21 protein-coding genes and 2 pseudogenes are annotated in these 23,181 nt (G+C 41.7%); 4 read left to right on the top strand and 19 right to left on the bottom strand.

Annotated features, from left to right (window positions below):
• Window positions 1–3: 3 nt before the first annotated feature.
• The 7 genes and pseudogenes from flgK to A5886_RS00600 all read right to left on the bottom strand — a co-directional run bounded on the left by flgK (window position 4) and on the right by A5886_RS00600 (window position 6,009).
• Entirely contained in the window at window positions 4–1,524 is a 1,521-nt protein-coding gene (gene flgK, locus A5886_RS00630; protein WP_086273182.1) for a flagellar hook-associated protein FlgK, read from the bottom strand.
• Window positions 1,525–1,535: 11 nt separating this feature from the next.
• The gene (locus A5886_RS00625; protein WP_086273181.1) at window positions 1,536–1,892 is read right to left on the bottom strand and encodes a hypothetical protein; all 357 of its coding nucleotides are present in this window, start codon (window positions 1,890–1,892) and stop codon (window positions 1,536–1,538) included.
• Entirely contained in the window at window positions 1,893–2,165 is a 273-nt protein-coding gene (flgM, locus tag A5886_RS00620) for a flagellar biosynthesis anti-sigma factor FlgM (RefSeq protein ID WP_086273180.1), read from the bottom strand.
• A 96-nt stretch (window positions 2,166–2,261) separates the two neighbouring features.
• Entirely contained in the window at window positions 2,262–3,320 is a 1,059-nt protein-coding gene (gene fliY, locus A5886_RS00615; RefSeq protein ID WP_086273179.1) for a flagellar motor switch phosphatase FliY, read from the bottom strand.
• Window positions 3,320–3,679: pseudogene (locus A5886_RS00610) on the bottom strand (FliM/FliN family flagellar motor switch protein); the annotation flags it as partial. The gene fliY and the pseudogene A5886_RS00610, both read right to left, overlap by 1 nt.
• 83 nt (window positions 3,680–3,762) lie before the next feature.
• Window positions 3,763–5,058 (bottom strand): annotated as a pseudogene (locus A5886_RS00605) (ISL3 family transposase).
• Between the two features lie 141 nt (window positions 5,059–5,199).
• Window positions 5,200–6,009 carry an aldo/keto reductase family protein gene (locus A5886_RS00600; RefSeq protein WP_086273178.1) on the bottom strand — a complete coding sequence of 270 codons (810 nt, stop codon included), beginning with the start codon at window positions 6,007–6,009 and terminating at the stop codon, window positions 5,200–5,202.
• 171 nt (window positions 6,010–6,180) lie between these two features.
• Here A5886_RS00600 and A5886_RS00595 point away from each other — a divergent pair, with 171 nt between their 5' ends.
• Genes A5886_RS00595 through A5886_RS00585 form a run of 3 tightly spaced genes read left to right on the top strand, consistent with a single transcriptional unit; the run spans window position 6,181 to window position 9,495 of the window.
• Window positions 6,181–6,816 carry a helix-turn-helix transcriptional regulator gene (locus A5886_RS00595; RefSeq protein ID WP_086273177.1) on the top strand — a complete coding sequence of 212 codons (636 nt, stop codon included), beginning with the start codon at window positions 6,181–6,183 and terminating at the stop codon, window positions 6,814–6,816.
• A gap of 14 nt (window positions 6,817–6,830) precedes the next feature.
• Window positions 6,831–7,646: a pyruvate, water dikinase regulatory protein gene (locus tag A5886_RS00590; RefSeq protein ID WP_086273176.1), complete on the top strand. Its 816-nt coding sequence runs from the start codon at window positions 6,831–6,833 to the stop codon at window positions 7,644–7,646.
• Complete coding sequence (locus A5886_RS00585) at window positions 7,639–9,495, top strand: fructose-1,6-bisphosphatase (RefSeq protein WP_086273175.1); 1,857 nt, start codon at window positions 7,639–7,641, stop codon at window positions 9,493–9,495. The genes A5886_RS00590 and A5886_RS00585 overlap by 8 nt, the downstream gene beginning before the upstream one ends.
• A gap of 62 nt (window positions 9,496–9,557) precedes the next feature.
• On the opposite strand, the gene A5886_RS00580 is transcribed toward A5886_RS00585, so the two are convergent.
• The 12 genes from A5886_RS00580 to A5886_RS00525 all read right to left on the bottom strand — a co-directional run bounded on the left by A5886_RS00580 (window position 9,558) and on the right by A5886_RS00525 (window position 22,078).
• Entirely contained in the window at window positions 9,558–9,971 is a 414-nt protein-coding gene (locus A5886_RS00580) for a phosphate-starvation-inducible PsiE family protein (RefSeq protein ID WP_086273174.1), read from the bottom strand.
• Between the two features lie 162 nt (window positions 9,972–10,133).
• Window positions 10,134–10,751, bottom strand: coding sequence for a hypothetical protein (locus tag A5886_RS00575; protein ID WP_086273173.1), 618 nt, complete (start codon window positions 10,749–10,751; stop codon window positions 10,134–10,136).
• A gap of 231 nt (window positions 10,752–10,982) precedes the next feature.
• Window positions 10,983–11,477, bottom strand: coding sequence for a general stress protein (locus A5886_RS00570; RefSeq protein ID WP_086273172.1), 495 nt, complete (start codon window positions 11,475–11,477; stop codon window positions 10,983–10,985).
• 171 nt (window positions 11,478–11,648) lie between these two features.
• Window positions 11,649–12,800: a glycoside hydrolase family 88/105 protein gene (locus A5886_RS00565; RefSeq protein WP_086273171.1), complete on the bottom strand. Its 1,152-nt coding sequence runs from the start codon at window positions 12,798–12,800 to the stop codon at window positions 11,649–11,651.
• A 15-nt stretch (window positions 12,801–12,815) separates the two neighbouring features.
• On the bottom strand, window positions 12,816–13,208 hold the full coding sequence (locus A5886_RS00560; RefSeq protein WP_086273170.1) for an RDD family protein: 393 nt from the start codon (window positions 13,206–13,208) through the stop codon (window positions 12,816–12,818).
• A 14-nt stretch (window positions 13,209–13,222) separates the two neighbouring features.
• A complete protein-coding gene (locus tag A5886_RS00555) occupies window positions 13,223–14,080 on the bottom strand; it encodes a carbohydrate ABC transporter permease (protein WP_086273169.1) in 858 nt (285 codons plus the stop codon).
• Between the two features lie 11 nt (window positions 14,081–14,091).
• Window positions 14,092–14,982: a carbohydrate ABC transporter permease gene (locus A5886_RS00550; RefSeq protein WP_179189943.1), complete on the bottom strand. Its 891-nt coding sequence runs from the start codon at window positions 14,980–14,982 to the stop codon at window positions 14,092–14,094.
• A gap of 119 nt (window positions 14,983–15,101) precedes the next feature.
• On the bottom strand, window positions 15,102–16,451 hold the full coding sequence (locus A5886_RS00545) for an ABC transporter substrate-binding protein (RefSeq protein WP_086273168.1): 1,350 nt from the start codon (window positions 16,449–16,451) through the stop codon (window positions 15,102–15,104).
• Between the two features lie 189 nt (window positions 16,452–16,640).
• Entirely contained in the window at window positions 16,641–17,522 is an 882-nt protein-coding gene (locus A5886_RS00540) for a helix-turn-helix domain-containing protein (protein ID WP_086273167.1), read from the bottom strand.
• A gap of 122 nt (window positions 17,523–17,644) precedes the next feature.
• A complete protein-coding gene (locus A5886_RS00535) occupies window positions 17,645–19,759 on the bottom strand; it encodes an SH3 domain-containing protein (RefSeq protein ID WP_086273166.1) in 2,115 nt (704 codons plus the stop codon).
• Between the two features lie 175 nt (window positions 19,760–19,934).
• Window positions 19,935–21,143: an NAD(P)/FAD-dependent oxidoreductase gene (locus tag A5886_RS00530; protein ID WP_086273165.1), complete on the bottom strand. Its 1,209-nt coding sequence runs from the start codon at window positions 21,141–21,143 to the stop codon at window positions 19,935–19,937.
• 32 nt (window positions 21,144–21,175) lie between these two features.
• Entirely contained in the window at window positions 21,176–22,078 is a 903-nt protein-coding gene (locus A5886_RS00525) for a prenyltransferase (RefSeq protein ID WP_086273164.1), read from the bottom strand.
• A gap of 93 nt (window positions 22,079–22,171) precedes the next feature.
• On the opposite strand from A5886_RS00525, the gene A5886_RS00520 reads away from it, so the two are divergent.
• A complete protein-coding gene (locus A5886_RS00520) occupies window positions 22,172–23,152 on the top strand; it encodes a polyprenyl synthetase family protein (RefSeq protein WP_086273163.1) in 981 nt (326 codons plus the stop codon).
• Window positions 23,153–23,181 lie beyond the last annotated feature (29 nt).

Here is a 23,181-nt window from a genome sequence, read left to right as displayed (position 1 = left end):
GTATTACACTCCTGTCCGGTTGATCAAGGTATCCAACATTTCCGACACCACTGAGATGATGCGGGCATTGGCTTGGAATCCTTGTTGAAAACGAATCACATCTGACATTTCTTCATTGATCGATACGCCAGAGACGGATTGATTTTTGTATTCTAATTGATTCAGTAAAGACAATTGCGCACTAGCTGTGTTATCGGCTTGCTGCTTGGAAATACCATTTTTGGTCACAATACTATTGAAATAGCTATTGGCAGTCATGCCAGATGTCGCATTGCTAAACTGCAGTGTCGTTGGATCAAAAGAAGCCACTGTCGTTTCAGATAGCGGAAAATCCAACTTTGTCGTACTTAATTTTGCCATGGCAGCAGCTCTGGTTCCATCCCCTGCTGCGTCTGTCATACCGGCCTTGACCAAGCTAGGATTGTCTAATAATGTTTGGCTGACACTGATTGTCGTCGCGGTCCCGGTGTCATCGGTACCTAGGTCAAACAAGCCACTGGTACTTGAAGTACCGCCAGTAAAGACCATATTCATTGCTTTGGCAATGGTTGTCGTGAATTGATTCAATTCATTAAGACGGGTACTGATTTCTGCAGCTGATGCCTGTAATCCGCCAATCGCACCTTCCTTGATGGCTAATTCACTGTAGGCCGATCCAGTGTCGGTAGTCTCACTCAATAAGACAGTCCCTACTGGGTAAGTGCCGCTGATGGTTTCCGAAGGGTTCAATGGATTGCCGTCTTTAGACACCAGCGCGCCGGCATCAGATTGCCCAACGACCACACTTAATGTGTTGCGGGTATCGGCATTCAAAATCGTTTGTCCACTGATAGAGACAAACCCGCGACCGTAAGCATCCGTCGTCGTTTCAATACCAGCTAAACCAGAGAGGTCTTTCAATAAACTGTCGCGGGTATCCAATAAGTCATTGGGCGTTCCCCCACTCGTCGTCAATCCATAAATCTGTTCATTCAGTGATTGCAATTCTTTGACTTTTTCGTTGAAATCTAAAACTGATTTTCCGATGGTATCTGTCGTATCGCTTTGCAATTGGGTCATATGGGTCGCCATTTGATTGACCGTATCGGCAAAGGTACTGCTGTTTTCTAACACTAACGTTTTGGCTGTATCCAATTCTGGATTGTTTGCCAATGCCGTCCATGAATCGAACATGGTGGTCAATTGACTAGACAAGCCGTTATCTGAAGGCTCATTCATGACACTTTCTAATTGGCCTAAAATATCCGCTTTTTGTTCATAATATGTATAGGTTGAATTGGCATTTCGTACTTGACCGATCACAAAGTCATCCACGATCCGCACCACACTGCCGACCTTGACACCCATGCCCAGACTACCGACACCGGCGATATTGTAAGAAGCTTCCGCTTGCAGATTGACCCTTTGGCGAGAATAGCCATCGGTATTTGTATTGGCAATATTGTGGCTGGTAGTTTGTAATGCTGCCTGATTGGCGGTCATTCCGCGGGTAGCAGTCCCTAAGGAACCAAATAATCCTGTCATCCTTTTACTCCTTACATGTCTTGATCAATGATCGCTGTGGTAACACTGGGTTTCGTTTGGTATTTTGAATACGTATTGGCTGGCGTTTTGATATTGGCTTTGACCGCCTCCATCAACACCGTTTGAAAACTGATGGCTTGTTCCGTCAGCAAAAGGTTTTCCTGCTGTTGGATCTGAATATCGGCAACCAAGGCTTGAATCGCTGTCGTGATTTCCCCTTCATATCCGGAGAAAATGGCCATAAAGGTTGATTTTTTCTCAACAAGCGCCGGTAACTGGGCCGCTTGGTTTTTGATCAAGATATCTTTTTCCTTTTTTAACAATCGGAAAAATTGCTGCAAATGGCGTTCAAATTCGCGACTTGTCATCTAATCGACCTGCTTTTCATGCGCCAGCATTTTGTCAGCGATGGTTTCAGCAGATACTTGATACGTGCCTGCTTTAATGGCTTGTTTTAATTCAGCCACGCGGGTACTGCGGCTGGCTTCTTGGCTCGTACTTTTTTGCATAGCTTGGGCTGTTTCGGATAATTGAACATCGACAGTCTTTTTGACTTCTGCGGCGGCTGGTTTGCTTTGTTTGACAGCCTCTCTTTGAATGGCTTTGTCAGCGTAATCGGCATAACCTCTTTCGATTTTCATAGATATTCCTCCGTTCTCGTTCTTCTACCCTATACTATCGGATAAAACACAAAAAAGTTAAACCATTTTGTTTTACTTTTTTGTGTTTTATGCAATTTAATGTAAATTATGGATCCGTTGTTTTTGGGAAAGGATGTTGGTGATTCTGACACCAAAGTTTTCGTTGATGACTACGACCTCGCCAGTCGCAATCAATTTGCCATTCAATAAAATCTCTAACGGCTCATCTGTCAACTTGTCCAGCTCAATCACTGAACCAGTATTAAAGGACAAAATTTCTTTGATTGATTTTTTGCTGCGACCTAAAATGACGCTTAAATCTAATGGAACATCCAAAATTAGATCCAAGTTATCCCCTTCATTGACAGCTTTTGTCGATAACGTTTGAAAGGCAGGTTTGCTGACCTCTACTTGGGCTTTTTCAGCTGTTGCTTCTGGCGTTGGGACAGTTTCAGGCGTTGTGTTTACTTGAATTGGTGTTTCACGTGTAACAACCGTTGCTTTGTCAGACAACATTGCATCGGCGATATCATTGACCACATGATCCGTAAAAATCTGCATGATCTCACTTTCAATCAGGCCTTCTACTCGTAAGGAGAATGAAATACAATAAATCTCTTCTGCAGCATCAATTGCGTCATAGTCAATATTGGCTGGTGTTTCCCATAATTTAACGATTGGCGGCAAGATATCGACTTTGCGGCTGATCATTGTGGCCATAGAAGTTGAGGCTGTCCCGATCATTTGATTCATCGCTTCTGCTACGGCACTCAATTCTAATTCTGTAAATTGGGTATTGGTTGTTTCGCCCGTACCGCCCATCATCAAATCAGCGATCACGATTGCGTCTTTGACTTCAAGAAGCATCAAGTTACTGCCTAGCAATCCTTCTTTGAATTCAACGGTCGTTGCAACTTTCGGTGCGGTCAAATCTTGCAATACTTCGCCAAATTTGATTTTGGCGACTCTCGGTGTGGTGATACTGACACGACGGTCTAAGATCGAGGACAAGGTGGTGGCCGCTTGCGACATCGAAATATTGCCGACTTCACCGATGATATCAACTTTTACTTGTTCTTCAAGACCGGTGGGTTGTGCTGGCGCGCTTTGGCTCAACAAGGCATCGATCTCTGCTTGGGTCAAACTTTCACTCATTATTCTTGCTCCTCTTCTAACTTGTCTAATAGTTCAATCGCCAAACGTTCATTTTGCTGACCAGGTTTGGCCCGGAAAAACGGTTTGCCGTCGATATATGTATCTAATGGCTCACTGATTTTTTTGTTTAATTGGATCACATCGCCGGCTTCTAGATGGATAAACTCTGACAGATTCATCTGCGCATGCCCCAAAAGGACTTCAAGATTCAATCCCACACCATTTAAACTCCGCTGCAACTCGCGACTGTCTTCTTGACTGACTGGCTGGTTGCTGTCGAACCAATTGCGAAAACTCAACTTATCGATAATGCCTTCGAAAAAGACATACGGTACACACAAGTTGATAAAGTGTTTCATTGGCTTTTTGTCAATAAGGACTGATGGAAAAAATCTAAGGGTAACCAAAACAGATATCTAATAAATCTGTTTTGGTTTTTTTGTTATTTCACTTCAATTAAATGATTGATCAAATAAATCCGTATTCTCATGTTCTCAAATGATTTGAATCCGTAGGATACTCTTTTCAATGTTTTGATATGTGTATTTTTCGCTTCGATTTTACCATTAGAATAAGGATAAATCATTGCATTACGTATGCCTTCTTCATATTTAAGTAAGTTTTGTAGTTTCTTCCTAAATTCTTCGTCTAAACTTTCAGGGAGGTGTTCCAGTAATTAAAAAAATAGACTATGATCCTTATCTCTAAAGGCATCTGCTAAATCGTGAAATGCTTCATACGCTTCCCTAAGGGAAGAAGAAAACGTAAGGAGTCTATCGATCATCATTGTCTCTGTAAGAAGTGGAAACTTAGGTGCACGAAAACTACGCCAAGACTTATATTCTGAGTGATTTATATTCTGTCTATTTTTTGTTAGGGAACGCCAATTTACTTTAAGCTTCTGTGCTTCATTTTTAAATCCTTTCTTCTGCAGCACCTTCATTGTTTTTACACGAAAGTCTTGAAATGCTTTATTCATGTGTTTAACGATATGAAATCGATCAATAAAGATTTTGGCATTTGGAAGTACTGTTTTTGTGAGTTGAAAATACGCAGCGTTCATATCTGTTACTAAAAATTTCACTTGATCATTGTTCGTACACTTTTCAAAATAGGCTGTTAATCGCGGTAACTTACGTGTAGGTAAAATATCAATCAACTGTCCACTTTCTCCATCTGCGCAAATAAAACTCATTTTGTCTTCAGATGAAGCATGTGACCGAAATTCATCAACCATCAATACTTCGGGAAGAATCTTTTTAGAATTGCTGGGTACATAGCTTTTTAGACTCCTTAGTATTCGAATAACCGTAGATAAAGAAACACTGCAATGCTTAGCAATGAAACTCAAAGAAACTTTATCTGTTAGAAAAGAAATGATTTTGTATCTTAAATGACTAGCAATGGAATGTTTTGGAAGAACAAAATAAGATTGTGCAGTCCAATATGTTCTGCAGTTTTTACATTTGTATCGCTGCTTTTTTAAATGCATAACCCTCGGCATATGATTAAATTCGTCAAAACGTATGGTAGTCATCTTTTTCCCGTTTTTTACAATGACTGTCTTACCAAATCCGTCTTTCACAGTAGATCCGCATGACCTACAGGCTTGTGGGCAAGGAGATAGTGTTGCATTTATTACTATGCGTTGCTTTTTGTTTACGGTCTCGTAAGAGACATCTGTAATCTCCAAATTTTTATCTGTAATTCTCAACAATTTTTTGATAGAATCATTCATATAGCATATCGTCCTCTCAGTTGTTTATTTTGTCGTGATTTAATCATACTAGAGAACGATATGTTTTTTAATATCTAAAATGAAAATAGGACTGGTGAATCATTTTTTGATTCATCAGTCCTTTAAAGTATAGAGCCATTATTATAACCCTTTGATGATTTCTTTTTCCTCATCGGTCAACGAGAAATCAAAAATAGCTAAGTTATCTGCTTGATGTTCAGCCGAATGTGATTTAGGAATGACAACCACGCCGCGTTCGATTTGGTATCGCAATACCACTTGACTCCAAGACTTTTGATGATGGTCGCCGATTTTCGTCAACTGTTCTTTTGCTGAATCAGAGATTCTAGAAAGTGGACCCCAAGCTTCAGGAACAACCTGCTTCTCCAACGAATAGCCGATGATACCGTCATTCCATTTACCCGGATGTGATTCAATTTGATTGACTGCAGGTTTGATCCGACTGTGATCTAACAAATAGCTTAACTCTTTTTCTTGAAAATTCGATACACCGATGGCTTTGATGATACCGCGGTCTACATAAGCTTCTAAGACAGCCCAGACAGCAGCGATTTCCTCCACATTATCCCAAGGATGATGGATCAAGTATAAGTCGATCGTTTCGGTCTGCAAAGCAGACAAACTTGACTCAACTGCTGATTTGACCGATGCAGCATCTTTTGTATATTCTGGCGTGCCAGGTATTTTCGATGTGAGGAAAAATTCACTGCGGTCGATCCCGCTCTCCAGAATCGCTTTCCCCACGACAGCTTCATTTCGATATGCGATGGCCGTATCGAAATGTCGATAGCCTGCTTTGATCGCCGCTGCTAATTCAGTCGTATCGCCGTTGATCGTTCCTTGGTAATCTTTGTTTTCTTTGCCAAAGGTATTTGTGCCGCTGCCAATCACCGGAATATCAATACCAGTATTCAATTCAATTGTTTTCATGATGCATCCTCCTTGTCCTTGATTATGTACAGTCTATCAAAAAAGTACCCAGATGATAACCGAGAACACTTTTGTTAACATATGTGCTTATTTTTTTACGCTTGTATTGCATTTATAGCTAATCAACACTATACTAAATAGTATAGCACATTAGAGGAAGAGGGTGACACATTGGAATTGACACCACGCCAAATGAAAATGATCGAGATCGTGAAGGAACACCAACCCATCAGCGGTGAGGCAATTGCCAAACAATTTGGTCTGAGTCGCGCGACATTGCGGAATGATTTGTCTATTTTAACAATGACCGGTCTATTGGATGCGCGACCAAAAGTGGGTTACTTTTACACGGGGCAACCGGTTGAACCATTGTTATTTGATAAACTGTATCATATCAACGTATCCGAAATCATGATTCCACCATTGATGATTCTGCAAACTATTTCGGTCTATGAGGCAGTGACGACCTTATTTATGTATGATGTTGGCTCGCTATATGTCAAAAATGAGGCAGATGAATTGATTGGCGTTCTTTCACGGAAAGATTTACTGCGCTTTTCAATCAGTGCAACAGCGCCCGAAAAGACACCTGTCGCCATGATCATGACGAGAATGCCAAACATTATCACCATCACACCCAAGGAAACGATTTTGACAGCAGGGACACTTCTCAGCAGGCATGAGATTGATACACTGCCCGTCATCGATCCCGAACAACCAAAGAAAGTTATCGGAAAAGTGACCAAGACACGTATCATGGACTTCTTTATTCAAGCTGGTCATGACAGTGAACATCCATCATTTTAAAAAGGAGCAAACACATGGAACATATTCGGTTGTATTTGATTTCAGACTCAGTTGGCGAAACGGCACAAAAATTGATTGCTGCAGTTTCCGCCCAATTTCCAACGATTGATTTATCTGACATTCAATTGTTTCCATTTACCAAAGATGAAGACAACTTGACTGAGATACTCAAGGACGCATTACTTGAGAAAGCCATCGTCGTCACTACATTAGTCAACAAAGAGCTCGTAGCTTATGTCCAATCATTTGCACAGCGTACTGGCTTGCAGTACGTGGATCTGATGTCACCTTTGACCCATTTGATCGAAACAAGTGTCGGGATTCCTGCAGTGCAAGAACCTGGTGCCCTCCATCGTTTGAATCAAGCCTACTTTAGCCGCGTTGCAGCAATGGAATTCGCAGTTAAGTATGATGACGGCAAAGACCCCCGTGGCTTTCTTGAAGCGGATCTGGTTTTACTAGGTGTGTCACGGACGTCAAAAACACCATTGAGTCTCTACTTGGCCAATCGTGGATATAAGACAGCCAATCTGCCGCTGATTCCGGAAGTTGCTTTGCCTAAAGAGATCCATGACCTCGATTCTAGGAAAATGGTTGGCTTGACGACGCACGCTGAAAGTTTGGCAGCCATTCGCCGTTCACGAATCGTATCACTTGGTTTGAAAGAAGATACCCTTTACACAGATCTAGATCGAATCAAAACTGAACTTTCTTATGCAGAAGAATGGTTCCAAAAACTGGCGATTCCAATCATCAATGTCAGCCAACGATCGATTGAGGAAAGTGCCTTATGGATCGAAGAAGGCTTAAAAGGTATATCCTATGACTGAAGCAGATAGACTGGAAAGTTTGACAGAGATTATCAATTTGGCTGCCATTCAACAACTACCCAAAGCAACCGAACACTTTGTCAGCGATCTGCATGGCGAGTACGAGGCTTTTGACCATATACTGCGTAATGGTTCCGGCAGTATCCGCGAAAAAATCGTCACATTGTTCGTCGACAGTTTATCAGCTGCTGAGCAAACTGAGTTGTGCTTTTTGATTTACTATCCTGAAGAGCTATTAATGGAAAAGCATTTAGATGCACAGGACTGGCAAACACTGATGGAGCAATTGGTGGCAGTCGCCCGATATACATCCAGCAAGTACACCCGTTCAAAGGTCCGTAAAGCGTTGCCGCCTGCATTTGCCTATATTTTGGAAGAACTGCTGTACCAATACGACGCTGATTTCAACAAAGAGGCTTACTACAATGCTATTTTTGAGCAGATCATTGCATTAGATACTGCACCGCTCTTTTGTAAAGAATTGGCATTTTTGATTCAGCGTTTTGTCGTTGATCATTTGCATGTCCTAGGTGATATCTACGACCGTGGGCCCGCACCAGACAAAATCATCGACCGTTTAATGGCTTTTCCTTCTCTTGATATTCAGTTAGGCAACCATGATATTTTATGGATCGGCAGCTTTTGCGGATCTCTGCCTTGCTTAGCCAATGTACTGCGGATTGCAGCTCGTTATGGCAATTTACATTTGCTGCAAGATAGCTATGCCATCGATTTGTCTCGTGCAGTTGCGTTTAGCCGCAAGTATTATACAGAAAACCAAGCTTTCTATCCGCGACACGCCGTTGATGCCTTATCTGCCGAACAAAAAGAAGAAGCCATGCTGCTACAACAAGCCTTTGCGATCATTCAGTTTAAACTAGAAGCAGCAGTCATTCAAAGGCGACCAGAATTTGCTATGGACGATCGCTTGTTGCTCCATCTAGTAGATGCCGATCGCCAGACCCTGCATATCGATAAAGAGTATCCTTTAATCAACGCGTGCTTTCACACTGTGGATCCAAACGACCCTTATCGTCTGACCAAAGAAGAAGAAATGATTATCAACGACTTGATGGCACAATGCCAAGCATCCATTCGTTTGAAACAACATCTGCAGTTTTTAACAGAAAAAGGAACACTATTTCACCAATCAAACGGGAACCTCCTATTTCACGGCTGTATGCCTTGTCAGGAAAACGGTGATTTTATGGCTTTTATCTTTGGCGGAACAAGCTATCAGGGGAAAGAATTAATGCTTTTTTTCCAAGACTGTTTGACAGCAAGCTTCGCAGCCCCCCACATTCAAGATGACTTGGCGACTGACATGATTTGGTACTTGTGGTGCGGAGAAGGTTCATCATTATTTGGCAAAAAAGCCATGAAAACTTTTGAGCGCTATTTCATTGCCGATCCTATGACCCACCGGGAGCAAAAAAATGCCTACTATACCTTGCGGGAAGAGGAAGATTTTTGTTGTCGCCTGCTAGAAGCGTTCGGATTACCCGCAACTGGTCATATCATCAATGGCCATACACCAGTCAAAGTCCGAAAAGGGGAAACACCCATCAAAGCCAATGGCAAGCTATTGGTGATCGACGGCGGATTGTCTCGTTCCTATCAGTCTGTCACTGGTATCGCCGGCTATACTTTGTTGTCAAACTCTTTTGGCATGACACTTGCTGCCCATCAATCCTTCACAAATCGCAAAAAAGCCATCGACGCGCGCATCGATATCGTGAGCCATAAAAGATTGGTGGTCCGTCAAAGTGAAAGGATCTTAGTTGCACAAACAGATATAGGTGCCCGATTACAAAAGGAAAGCAGCGCTTTGATTGATCAAATCAAATAGCAGTACCACCAACAATCATCCTGTTAGTGGTACTGCTATTATCATGTTTGCCAGTGCTTCCCTTACAATTCTTTAGAGCTGTGAAACGCCTTCAGTTTTTCTAAAGCCTGTAAAACAAAAATCAATATCAAAATCGCCAAAGCCAATAACAGTGTATCCAGTCCTTTTCCCTGCGCCAATAACAATTCTCTTAAAATCGCTGTAATGCTGATCAAAATCAGATAACGCACCGGTATATGGTGTCCTTCCTTTACATACCGCAACAACATCAAAATGATTTCTAATAAAATAAAGAGTGTAGCGATCTCTTCAATCAGCAAAGAAAGATCGCTGACTTCGCTCAATGGAATCACATGGAGCACAATTTTATAAATAGCTTCTGCCATAACGACTAAAACGAGTAATACCAACAACCCTAGCATTATGTCAACGATCACACTGATCATTTTTTCAAAATGTTTGAAATACCTTCCCATACGACGCCTCCTTTCAGGTTATTATAGCGAAAAATACGTGATTTTCTTCCAGATATGCTTAAGAATCACTCATTTTTTTCCATCAAAAAAACACCTGACCTGCATACTTCTTTGTATTGACTTGATTCAAAGATAGAAGGAATCACCGGACAAGGTGCTTTTTTATTTATTTACATTCACTACAGTCTCATGCTGATTCTTTGCGTTTGAAGAGACAGATTCGTTTTGATTGTCAATGGCTACATCAGAATTACCCGTGTTTTCCTCGACTGCTTCTTCACTGCTAGAAGAGCTTGTGGAAGGTTCTACACTAGAGCTGCTGGAAGAACTAGACTGAGATGTGGTTTCCTGCGTTTCTGATGTACTAGATGAACTGCTGGATGTACTCGTAGAAGTGGATGACTCACTCTCTGGTACAGAAACACTGCTAGAAGGTATGACACTGCTCTCTTCTTGAGATATTGATGTGCTCTCTTCATTCGTAGAGACACTGACCGACTCAGACGACTGCTCATAAGAGGAAGTATCTTCACTCTGCGTATTCGTATGGATTTCACTATAGGTACTGACACTCGCTTCATAATAAATACTGCTGGAGCCCGTTGTATCAACAGTCGTGCTGCTGGCTGTTTGAACAGGCGCTTCCGAAGAACTACTGGAGGAGTTACGCACGAAAGGTGCTGCTACGAACGCATTTGCATCTTGATTGATGGCCATACTTAAAAAGACGGCAACGCCGCAACTTACAAGCGCCGATTGTAAATGCAATTTAAATTTCATCGTATGCCCCGCCTCTCTCCATTTTGATGGCTAGAACTTCATGCAACAATTTGTCTTCTACATATCATTATACAAAAAAAGCCCCTCGTCAACAAATTAAGTTTTGTTGTCAAATATGTCACAAACTCTTTGATGGACCTGTTCAAGAAAAAAAACAAGTATCTGAAGCCAGGTAACGGCTACTAGATACTTGCATAATCGGCTTATTTCTGGCTGATGGACAGCGATTGATTACAAATTGCGTAAATGGTTGGGATCATGAATCGGCGCTTCGATATCACTATCGCCTAAACGCGGCGTTGGTTCCACTGATTCATCAGGAAATGCTGTTTCTCCCGGAAGTGGTGTATCGATCGTTGCTGCTTCATGCTCTGTTACTTTATCCATTGGACGATAGTCGTGGACCCCTACAACAAGTTTACCTTGTTCAATATCGCTGCGATACCCAAATAACGGATCATCCTCATCATCACCAAATGCGTGATCACCGAAAGAAAATGCATCTTTGATTTTTTCCCAAAGCGATCGGTCATTGTCATCAGCAGTTGTTGTTTCAACGTCTACATCAGGTATCGTATCCAAGTCAAATTGATCGATCACTGTCTTGTTTGCAAATACCACAATATCGTCTTTACTGTATCCTTCAGCTGCTAATTGTTCAATCACCGGCAATACTTCTGTGCGCGTATCGTAACTACCAATAATCGTTAGGTTTCTCTTTGTCATTTGAAATCCTCCTTATTATACTTACGTTTCGCTCAATATGATGTAGTAGTTTACAGTTGAATCATCAACTGCGCTACACCTCTATTGTAACGCAGGATAATAGGATGGAACAAATGATTTGATTGCGCTTACTCATCGTTCATTCAACAAGTGATCACCTCAGCTTACGTGTTACTGATGCAACAACAGCCATTCAGTATAAGCAAAGACAAGCGGTCCGATTCCTTTGGCATCATTTTCAACAGCTGGCTCGGAAATATAATAAGCGAAAGAGCCATCCCTTTCCTTGTAGGCTCCTTTTCCTGGCATGCCACCCAATCCTGCAACCAAACAGATGTCCTTTAGAGAAAAACCTTCATGTGTTTCAATTAGTTTCCGCGCATGCAAGCTAGTCAGGATTTGTTCTCCGCGTACCCCATATTCTTTTGACAGTAAGCCCGTCCGATAGCCTTTCATCATCACATACGCCAGTGCTGCTGAACCACTTGTTTCCAAATAATTCCCCGGCCGCTTGCCGGCATCGGTCACTTGAAAGAATAAGTGAGATGCTTGGTCTTGAAAAGGAAGCAATGCTTCTAATAATGAACGTAAATATACTTGTAATTGCTCTTGTTCCTTTTTCCATGTCCCAGTCTGTTTAAGGAAAGCGGCTGTATCGACTAAAGCCATCGCAAACCAGCCTATCGACCTTGTCCAAAAGTGCGGACTGCAACCTGTTCGATCATCCGCCCAAAAAGCCAACTTGCTGCAATCATATCCATGATAGTAAAGCCCCGTCGCGCTATCTCTCATTCTTGCTGCCACCGTTTCGAATTGCAGCATCGCTTCACCGATCGCTGGCTGCTTTTGATAGCGTACTTCATACATCACGGAGAAAGGCTGGACCATATATAAACCATCTAGCCAAACTTGTTGCGGATAAATCAATTTATGCCACAAACTGCCTTCTGATGTCCTAGGCTGTAATTGAACTTGTCGATAGAGATTCTCGATGGCCTTACGATACTTCTCCTTTTTGGTGATGTCATACAGTTGAAACAAGACTTTGCCTTCATTGATGGCATCGCTATTGTACGTACTTTCTTTAAACCCTAGCGGATGACCTGCTTCATCAATATAAAAATCAATAAAGTGTTCCATAAAATTCAGATATTTTTCATCCTTAGTCACTTGATACATTTTCTGTACAGCCAACATCATACAGCCATCGATATAACTCCATGACAATGGTTGATCTTCCAGTAGTGCCTCTTGATTCCAAATGGGTGCCTGTGGTGACGACTGGTCTAACAACTGATCGAAATAAAGTGCTATTTTTTCCAAGCGGATTCTCCTTTTCTAGGAAAGCTGAACAAGTTTGGTGTGGGTTGATTCTTCATGTCCGCCTGCTTTCCCAAAAAATAACGGAACACAAATAAAGAAACAACTCATCACTTTACATAAAATTTCTCGTTGGATGATCACCGCCACGGACACATCTTTTCGGTAAGGATCCGTCGACACGATGGCTAAATGAAAGAATGCTTTCCCCAGTGTTTGGTGATTTTGCATAAAGGGATACTGTAAGCCAAAATACAATGCGCCCATCAGAACAATCGCGATGCATACTGCCGCAAAATCATTCGGTACAAGATGACTATAGAGGGGCAGCACAAAAACAAATATCAAATAAATCGTGATGATACCCATCACAAAATCAATCAACTGCGCACAAATCCGTTTGAACATCATCCTCTTTTCCCTCACTATTCTTTACTGCCTGTCGATGCGACACCATCCACAAAATAGCGTGAACCCATAAAGAAAATTGCAATCATTGGCAACAGACCCAAACAAGATGCAGCAAATACGCGTCCATAGGATACCATCGCTTCACCATCCAACAACTGTTTAAGGGCGACGGAAAGAACGGTCTTGTCGGAACTATTCAGATAGATCAACGGTCCTTGAAAATCATTCATCCCCCACATGAAACTAAGCAATGCGACTGTAATCAGGATTGGCTTGATCACAGGAATAATGATCTTAAAAAGAATTTGTAATTCATTACAGCCATCCATGACCGCTGCTTCATCCAATTCTTTCGGAATCGTCCGCATGAACTGAATGATCATGAAGACAAAGAAGGAAGAACTCGCAAAAATATCCGCAACATATAAACTAGCAAAGGTATCAAGGAGCCCTACCTCACGATACAACAGATACAACGGAATCCTAAAGGCCAGTTCCGGCATCAACAATGTCACAATGACCGCGCCAAAAACAAACTTTTTCCCTTTAAATGATTTGCGGGCAATCACGTAGGCTGTGATCACACAAGAAAGAACGGTAAAAATTGTTTTGGGAATCAGAAACTTTAACGTATTACCAAAAAAGAACCAGATTGAGCGATCTCGTGTCAGTTGCCACGCATCGGCAAAATTCGAAGTGACGACCCGATCTTTGGGCGGGAAGATACTTAAACTGCCAAAAATATCTCTATTTTCTTTAAATGCAGAGCCAATCATCCATAGCAATGGATAAATCAAGATGATCCCTACCAACACTAACAAACCATACCGAATGATTTCATTGACACGCCTGCGGGATTTACTCATCTCCATCTCTATTCCCCCTAATCATTGTAGAATACCCATCGGTTGGATGATTTAAAAATAATCACCGTGAAGATACCGATAATAACAAGCAATATCCAAGTCAACGCACTCGCATACCCGTAATTCCCATTTTGGAATGCTTGATCATAAATATACAGGTTTAAAAAGTAAGTGGTTTTGTTTGGTCCGCCTTTGGTGATCAGATAGGCGGAATTGAACTCTTGAAAGGCCTTAACCAATACATTGACCGCATTAAATAGAATCACAGGTGTAATAATTGGCACAGTAATACTGAACAATTGGCGAATTTTGGACGCCCCATCCATTTCAGCTGCTTCATATACTGTTTTGGATACCCCTTGCAAAGCAGATAAAAAGATCAACATCGTTGAACCAAATTGCCATGTTTTCAAAATAATCAATGTAAAAATAGCAAACTGCGGATCTTTGGTCCAATTGATTGCGACATCACCACCGAACGTGAATACACTTAAAACAGTATTGACAGGACCATTCACATCAAACAGCATCGACCATAAAATGGATACTGCAACATTTCCCCCCAGAATCGAGGGAATATAATAAGCGGTACGAAAAAAATTAACGCCTTTTAGTTTAAAATTCAAAATGGCTGCAACGGCAAAGGAAACAAGTACAACAGCTGGTGTGCCAATCAATACATATTTGATCGTTGCAAAAAAACTGGCTGTAAAGGTATCATCTTTGGTAAATATCTCAATATAATTTTGTAAGCCAATGAATGTTGGATCACCTAATATAGGATACTCCAACAAACTATAATAAAAGGACACTATGATCGGATAGACTTTAAACACTAAAAAGCCAAAGATCCATGGCAATAGCATCAAATAGATCGTCCAGTTTGTTTTCTTTAGTGACTTCAACATGTTCCTTCCCTCTTTTCATTTTTGTTCGTTCAAAATCACGCACTTTGTGATTCTCACAAGGATCCATAGAATAAAAAAAGGAACGACTTCAGGAAAACGTCTTCGTTCCTTTTTTGTGCCTACTCTTGATAATATTTATCAAGCGCCGCCTGTTGTTTATCAATAAATTGTTGGGCCGCTTCATCTGCGTCAAACTTGCCTGTACGGTATGCTTCATAAACTGTATACCGTTCACCACGAACATTTTCATCTTCAAAATAAGGATCTAATACAGTCTGCTCATACTGATCCAATTTTTCATACCCTTGCGCAACTGCGCCTTCAACCAACTCATTGTCTACTTGATAGTCGTAAGTGACACTATTGCTTGAAATACCTAGTGCATCACCTGAAGCTTTCACAGCTGCTTCATTGGTAAAAAGGAATTCAATAAATGTTGCTGCAGCTTCCGGATGCTTGGTATTGCGAGAGATGGCGTAGCCAAAATTCGGTTTCACATAAATGTTCGGTTGGGTATCTGCATCTATTTGTAAGAAATCGCCAACGACCATTTCATCCATTGCATCCCCGCCCTTATAAGAAGCAGTCCATTTAGCAAGTGAGTTCGCCCATTCATAGACGGAACCTGCATTGCCTTCGACCCATTGCGGATTTGATTCAGTATCGATTGGGCTTGTTTGCGCAAAGTTAGGCAATGCCCCGGCATCTTCCAATGCTTTATATTTTTCTAAGACAGCTTTGACTTCATCAACGGTATAGTTGACAGTACCCTCCGTTTGCATGATTTTTCCGGTATAGTTGTATAGCATTTGAGCAATAAACAAATCTAATGAGAACTCGCCAACGTTCATATAGGCATATTGATTGTCCTCTCCAGTCGCAGTGTTGTCTTTTGCGATCACTTCAGCTGCTGCCAGCAAGTCGTCATAGGTCAACGGCAAATCTAACCCATTTGACTGATACAACTCCTGGTTCATTAGGGGTACACGACCTGTCATCCCGTGAGGAACTGCGGCTTGCTCTCCGTCCACTTGCATGGATTCTAGGTATGAACGCTCCCAATTGCCCAACGTAAGATAGTCGTTTACTTCGTTAAGATCCAAAAAGATATTTTTCCCTTTCCCAAAAGAAAACAACCAATTATAGTTGACCTGCATCACATCAGCTTCTGTTTTCCCAGATAGTTGCGTCAACGTTTTTTCTTGCCAACCATCCCATGCACCGTATTCAACTTGAACCGTGATATTCGGGTGTTCCTCTTGGAAAAGATCGACCACGTCTTGCATTGCATCATGCCGGTTGTCAGCCCCCCACCATGAAAACTTGATGGTCACCTCCTCTTCCAATGGATCACTCGCTGTATCACTTTCCCTTGTGCCACTTGTTGTGTCATTGCCAGACCCGCAGCCTGCAAACAACACCGTGCTGAAAAGACCGACAACGATTACTTTAAGATGCTTTTTCTTCACTTTTGTTTCCTCCTTCACTTTATGCACACGTTATCATTTTTAACGAAATGTATTCGCTTACTTGATTCTAACGAATAATATTTCTCCCAACAATAGGTGAGAAATATTTGCACAAATATGTGATAGTTTTCGGCCATTTTTATACTATTTTGATTTTAAATCCACAGCAAAAGTGCTTTTTTTCACAAGTCAAAGATTGTTCTTTTCTCGTAAACTTTTCTTATAATTGCTTTTCTTTTTGCGATATTGTAAAGGAGAGGTTTCTGTATATTTATTAAACACACGATTAAAATAAGTAATATGATGAAAGCCCGTCAAGATAGCAATATTGGTCAAACTTATGTCGGTATCTTCTAGTAAACGCTGTGCTTCCTTGACACGATAGATATTGGCATACTCTGTGATCGTATATCCTGTTGCATTCTTGAATAACCTGCAAAGATGAGACTGATCAATATGAAAATCTTCTGCTATCTGCTGGACGGATAGACGTGTGGCCAGATGGCCGCGAATATATTGTTTGATTTGATCGATTCGTATATCTGATACTTGACCCGCTGTTTTCAGCGGCCCAACAACGAGCTTGCGCTCTTGCATACGTTGGATCATTAAACATAATTCTATCAATTTTACACCAACGAACTGTTGATAACCTTGTTTTTTTTCTATTACTTCCTCTGCTATATTCTTGAATAGTTGATGCATCGTTTCTTGTTGATCGAATGGTATTTGTATCAATCCATGATAGTCTTCGAAAAAAGCAACCAAATCATTGCCTAAATAATTGGAAACCGCTTTAAATTTATCAGCTTCTAAAAGCAGAAGTATCCGATCGTGATAAAGATGCTTATGTGAATAGGTATGATGAATACTTTGGGGCTTGATCAATACCAAAGACCCGGCTTGCGCATGGTACTCTTCCTCATCTATGAAGAACGACCGATGCCCTTCAATATAATATTGTATTTCGCACTCAGGATGCCAATGATGGATCATGTCATACTTGTGTGCACGAACAGCCCGATCCGTAGCCAGCCCATCCATCATGCCTCGATAAATGATTTTCTTCAATAGTCTTCACCCCTTACACTTTTTCTATAGTTTGACGAAAAAAAAGCGCTTAGTCAATGACTAATACGCTCTTTTGGCTCTATTGTATAGTGTGTTCTCACTCTTTTTGTAAAACGCATCGCTTATTTCGCTACGACCAATTTCTGTCCTACATAAATGACATTGCTGCTTAATTTATTCCAAGAAGTGATCGTGCTGATACTGGTGCCATATTTTTGTGCCAATGCCCATAAACTATCGCCAGATTTTACTGTGTGATAAGTCGTATTTGAACTACTGGAGGTACTTGATGTGTTTGTAGAACTTGATACAGTCGAAAGATACGCACCGCTGACCCAGCCTTTGCCTGACACATAATACCATTTATTTGTTCCATTGACTGTTGTACCGGTCTTAGTGGCTGTGGCAGTCACTGTTGTCCCTTTACTCAAAGAACCGGTAATCGAACTGCTCGTTGACGCATCCGAACGAATATTCAGCGTATCAGTGGTTTTCATTTTTTGATTGATTGTTGATGATGCACTCGATGAGCTAGACGCATTTGAAGAGGAACTGACACTCGTGACATACGCGCCACTGATCCACCCTTTGCCTGACACGTAATACCATGTCTTACTGCCATTGACTGACGTCCCTGTTTTGGTTGCTGTAACAGTCACCGTCGCACCCTTCGTTACTGCCGCAACAACACTACTGCTCGTTGAGGCATCCGAGCGAACATTCAATGCAGCTGTGGTTTTCATTTTTTGATTGATTGTTGTATTGCTGCTTGAATTATTACTTGAACTATTACTTGAGCTGTTATTTGACGTATTCGTTGTGACTTCTGTCAGATAAGCGCCACTGACCCAGCCTTTGCCAGATACATAGTACCAATTTTTGTTGCCATTGACTGATGTACCCGTTTTGGTCGCTGTTGCCGTCACTGTCGTCCCTGAAGATAGTGACCCAACCACCGTACTGCTGGTTGAGGCATCCGAACGAATATTCATTGCAGCTGTAGTCTTCATCTGTTTATTGATCGTTGTCCCACTGCTCGTATTAGTGCTCGAGCCGCTATTACTACTTGAGGTATCGCTGCTGATCTTGGTGACATATGCACCGCTGACCCAGCCTTTGCCTGAAATTTTATACCAAGTCGTATTGCCATTCACTGCAGTTCCTGTCTTGGAAGCTGTGACACTGACGGTTGTATTTGCCGCCACAGACCCAGTAATCGTTGCACTCGTTGATGCATCTTGACGTATATTCATCGCAGCCGTCGTCTTCATTTGTTGACTGATTGCTGTTTCATCTGAAGATACACTATCGTTGCTTTCATTACTATCGTTATTGCTGCTTGTGTCATATTGCGTCAGATTATACGTAGAGATCAAATTATTTAATTTGCTTGCGTATGATGTATCCGTAGCATACCGACCTTGTAGCCATGCAGTTGCTTGCGTATAAGAAGTCGTATTGCTTTTCCACGCACCGCTGTAATAATAATTGCCACTAGAAAAACTTGTGGTTCTCAATACATATGCATTGTCTTGGAAAGACTCCTTCAATGAAGGATACTTGCGGAATTTTGCACTGATGACATAATAATTGCCTGAACCATCATCTTCATATGTGTTCATCGTCACTGATTCACCGTTGTAACTACCTTTGATGCCAAACATATTATTGGCCGTAGTTGTCAGTGTCGAGGTACCCCACCCCGATTCTAAGATCGCTTGTGCCATCATCACAGAGGCATACAAATCATTAGCGGCAGCTACTTCGGTTGCATGACTACTGATTTGATTGATAAAGCCTGTAGTATCAATCGCTGTTCTTGCTAGTAATGCGCGACTGATCGTTGGGATAGACGTTGTTTCCGTCGTGTCTGCTGTCTCACTAGTTGCCGTATCTTCTGTGATTGTCGATTCACTGGTTTCAGTTGATTCTACTGTCTCAGACACACTGGTCTCCGCTTCAGTTCCAATCGTTGCTGTCGTATCTGATTGCACATTTGTTTCAGCAACTGCCGTTGAATCAGTTGTTGAATCATCCGTTGTCGCTGCTGTACTTTGTGCAGCGATTTCTGCTTGAGTATCCGTCGTTTCCGTTATGGACGTTTCGGCTGCATGTCCTAATGCCGGGATTAATGTTGACCCCGCAACGAGCGTAGTCGCCATCGTGATACTTTTTTGGGTATATTGTGTGCGTTTAAGGCGTTGCTCTAGCCGGCGCCGTTCTTTACGTAATGTCATTTAATCCCTCCGAAAATCCACTTTTTAATCTTTTTTATTGTAACATGAATTATTAAAAAAGGGGGGATTAATACGAACAAATAATGAACCAATTGTAATACATTCTCATAGAACAGCCATTTTTACATTCAAAAAAAAGGACCTGTACGTGATTCGTACGGGTCCTTCTTTCAACTCAATGGTAAAAATCAAATCGACCTTTCGCCAATACTTCTTTGACGCCGCCAGTTTGATATAATGAGCGATCCATAATGGCTTTTTTGACAAATGAAGCTGGATAACCTTTGACAGCCATTTTTCCAACGAGTCCAAAGGCATGGGTGTTGCCGATCGATGCCACAGAGCCTAGTGATTCAAAGTGGAAATCAATGGGTTGTTCTCCGTTCATTTGGCGTAAGATATTTTTCGCCGCATGTTGTCCCATCTTTAAGGCAATCTGAGCAGTGGTAGGATAGGGACGATTGGTTGCTGGATCTAAGACAGCAGACACATCGCCAACAACGTACACATGATCATGTTCTGGATCTGTCAATGTTTGGTTGACCATTACACGACCTCTTCGTGCAGAGAATGCTGAGTCCGCCATCACATGACTGCCGCTAACCCCTGTCGTCCAAATAATCGTTTTGGCACTTAAGGCTTCTGTCGCACCAGATTCTACATCTGTTTGGTAAATCACTACGCCTGGTTTGATTTCTTTGATTGGTTTGCCCGTCAAGAAGTTGACGCCCCACTTCACCAAGTTGCTGATACCATAATCAGATAATTTTTCTTCAAACATCGGCAACAAGCGTGTCACGGCTTCTACACAATATAGTTTGATTTCTTCTGGTTTAACACCTGCTGCTTTCGCAAAGGTTTTGCGGTTTTCGACCAATGAACCCAGTAACTCAATGCCGGTAAAACCTGCGCCACAGACTACGATTTTTAGTAAGTCTGGATTTTTGGTTTGTTTGTAGTCTTGCATTTGTTTCAATAAATGATGATAGATTGCTTCTGCTGAATCAACATCCACCATTTCTAATGCATGTTCTTCAACACCTGGGATGCCGAAAGATTCTGATTCAAAGCCTAAAGCTACGATCAAATAATCATAGGTACTTGTTGTTTGGTCTTTGAAGGTGATCACTTGTTGGTCACGGTCAATCGTTGCGACTTCTTTTTGGACAAATGTCGTTTTATTTGTCTTCACAACATCCATAATAGGATAACTGATACGATCGCGGGGTTGCGTGCCCGCTGCGACTTCATGGAGATCCGTTGCTTCATAATGATAATCGTTTTTGTCGATCAGTGTGATATGAAAATCTCCTTTTGCTCCTTGTAGTACGTGTAAGGCACGCAAACCAGCGTATCCTGCGCCTAAAATGACAACTTCCTTCATGTTTCTTTACTTCCTTTCTTTCTATCACAAAATTATAAAATCAAACCTAGAGCAAACGTGATCACTTGCACTGAGGCACCGACCGCTAAGATCCGAACCGCACAAATGAAGGTTTCTCTTTTGATTTGTTTTTCCATTAATCGTTTTGTCTGTTTCCAGACAAAAGGTGCCACCAAGAAGGTCAAAACCATTGACCAGGGGGCAATAGCCAAAATAGCAGAGACAGCAATAGCGACAAAAGCAAGGATATTCATCGCCGCAAACAGCCGTAATGCCAGAGGTTTACCAAGATAATGTACCAATGTATAGCGATTGTTCTTTTCATCTTCATCCAAATCACAGATATTGTTGGCCAACATCAGATTGGCGATCCACAATGTATTGGGTAAAGAGACCAAGAAAATACTGCCGATGGTAGCGGTATTCCATTCGAAGACCTGATAAGCGTTTAAATACACACAGATCAAAGAAATCATAAAGCCCATGGTAAAGCCTGAGAAGAATTCACCTAATGGCAAACTTGACAATGGCCGTGGACCTGAGGAGTAAAAGATACCAACCAAGTAACAATACAACCCCATCCAAAACAACGGCCAGCCAACAACGATCGCTAAGCCGATCCCCATCAACGCTGAAACAGTGATCATCGTTACCATCAACCAAAAAACCAGTTTGACGGATAATTGTTCCCGACCAATGATATTGGTTTTTTCTTTATAGTCATGGACTTCTGTTGCATGGTGATAATCATTGTAATTGTCTAAAATATCGACTGCCATATTGAAAATCAGCATCGCCGCAAAGTACAACAAGACATACCCTAAATGAATCGACTGATAATTATACCAGCTATAGCAAATACCGATAAAAAAGGGCAAAATACTCGCCGTTTTTGCTTTAAATTCTACAAGTTCTAAAAATACTGAGAGAGTCACAAATTCACCTCCTTTAAAAAGTGCATTAAACTAGTCAACCGTCGCGCTTTAAGCTAGAATAAGGGCTGAATGACTGTTAGAAAGGGTTATACTATGTTTGACTTTTGGATCGATTATCCGACGATCGATGAACGATTGAAAACCGTTTGTTCGATCATTGAAGAACGTGTCACTGTACGTAACAAAGAAATACAAGATGTTTTGATCGACTTTACTTATTCAGGTGGAAAAATGCTACGGCCCGCACTCTTTTTATTGTTTGCTGACTTAGGCGATCCCCATTATAAAAAAACCGACCAACTAACGAAAATTGCTGCCTCTTTAGAAATTTTGCATATGGCCACTTTGATCCATGACGACATCATTGACGACTCCCCATTGCGGCGCGGTCGCACCACTGTCCAAGCAAAATATGGAAAAGACATTGCTGTCTACACGGGTGACCTTTTGTTCACCCAATTTTTTGAGTTACTGATTGACAGCATGAACGGATCACCGTTCCTTATGACCAATGCGCAAGCCATGAAGCGCCTGCTTTTAGGAGAACTGGATCAAATGCATACCCGCTACAACGTCAATGAAACCGTTGAAGAGTATTTACAAAGTATCAACGGCAAGACAGCCGAATTGTTTTGGCTCGCTTGTCTGGAAGGCGCCCATTTTGGCGGTCTCTCCGAAGCAGATCAACAGCTTGCTGGCGAGATTGGCCGTGACATCGGGATTGCGTTTCAAGTCTTTGATGATATCTTAGACTATACATCTGATAGCGGGACATTGAAGAAGCCAGTATTGGAAGACCTTGCACAGGGTGTTTACACGTTGCCTTTGTTGTTTGCCAAAGCGCAAGCACCAGAAGCTTTTGCCCCTTATCTCAACAAAAAAGACACATTATCTGTTGAAGAGGCCAAAGAAGTTGCTGCCCTCGTTCACACCTATGACGGCGTCCAAAAGGCTACCGATTTTGCGATTGGCTACACGCAAGAAGCGCTTGCTGCAATCGATCAACTCCCAGATACACCTAGTAGAAAAAAAATCCGCTCATTAACAGAATTGCTATTGCAGCGCGACTACTGATCAAGGATGCGTCCATCTTCACGATGGAC

The sequence above is a fragment of the Candidatus Enterococcus testudinis genome (assembly GCF_002140915.1).
Lineage (GTDB): Bacteria > Bacillota > Bacilli > Lactobacillales > Enterococcaceae > Enterococcus_D > Enterococcus_D testudinis.
Note: the sequence above shows the minus strand (reverse complement) of the source record. Positions and strands in the feature narration are given on the sequence as shown.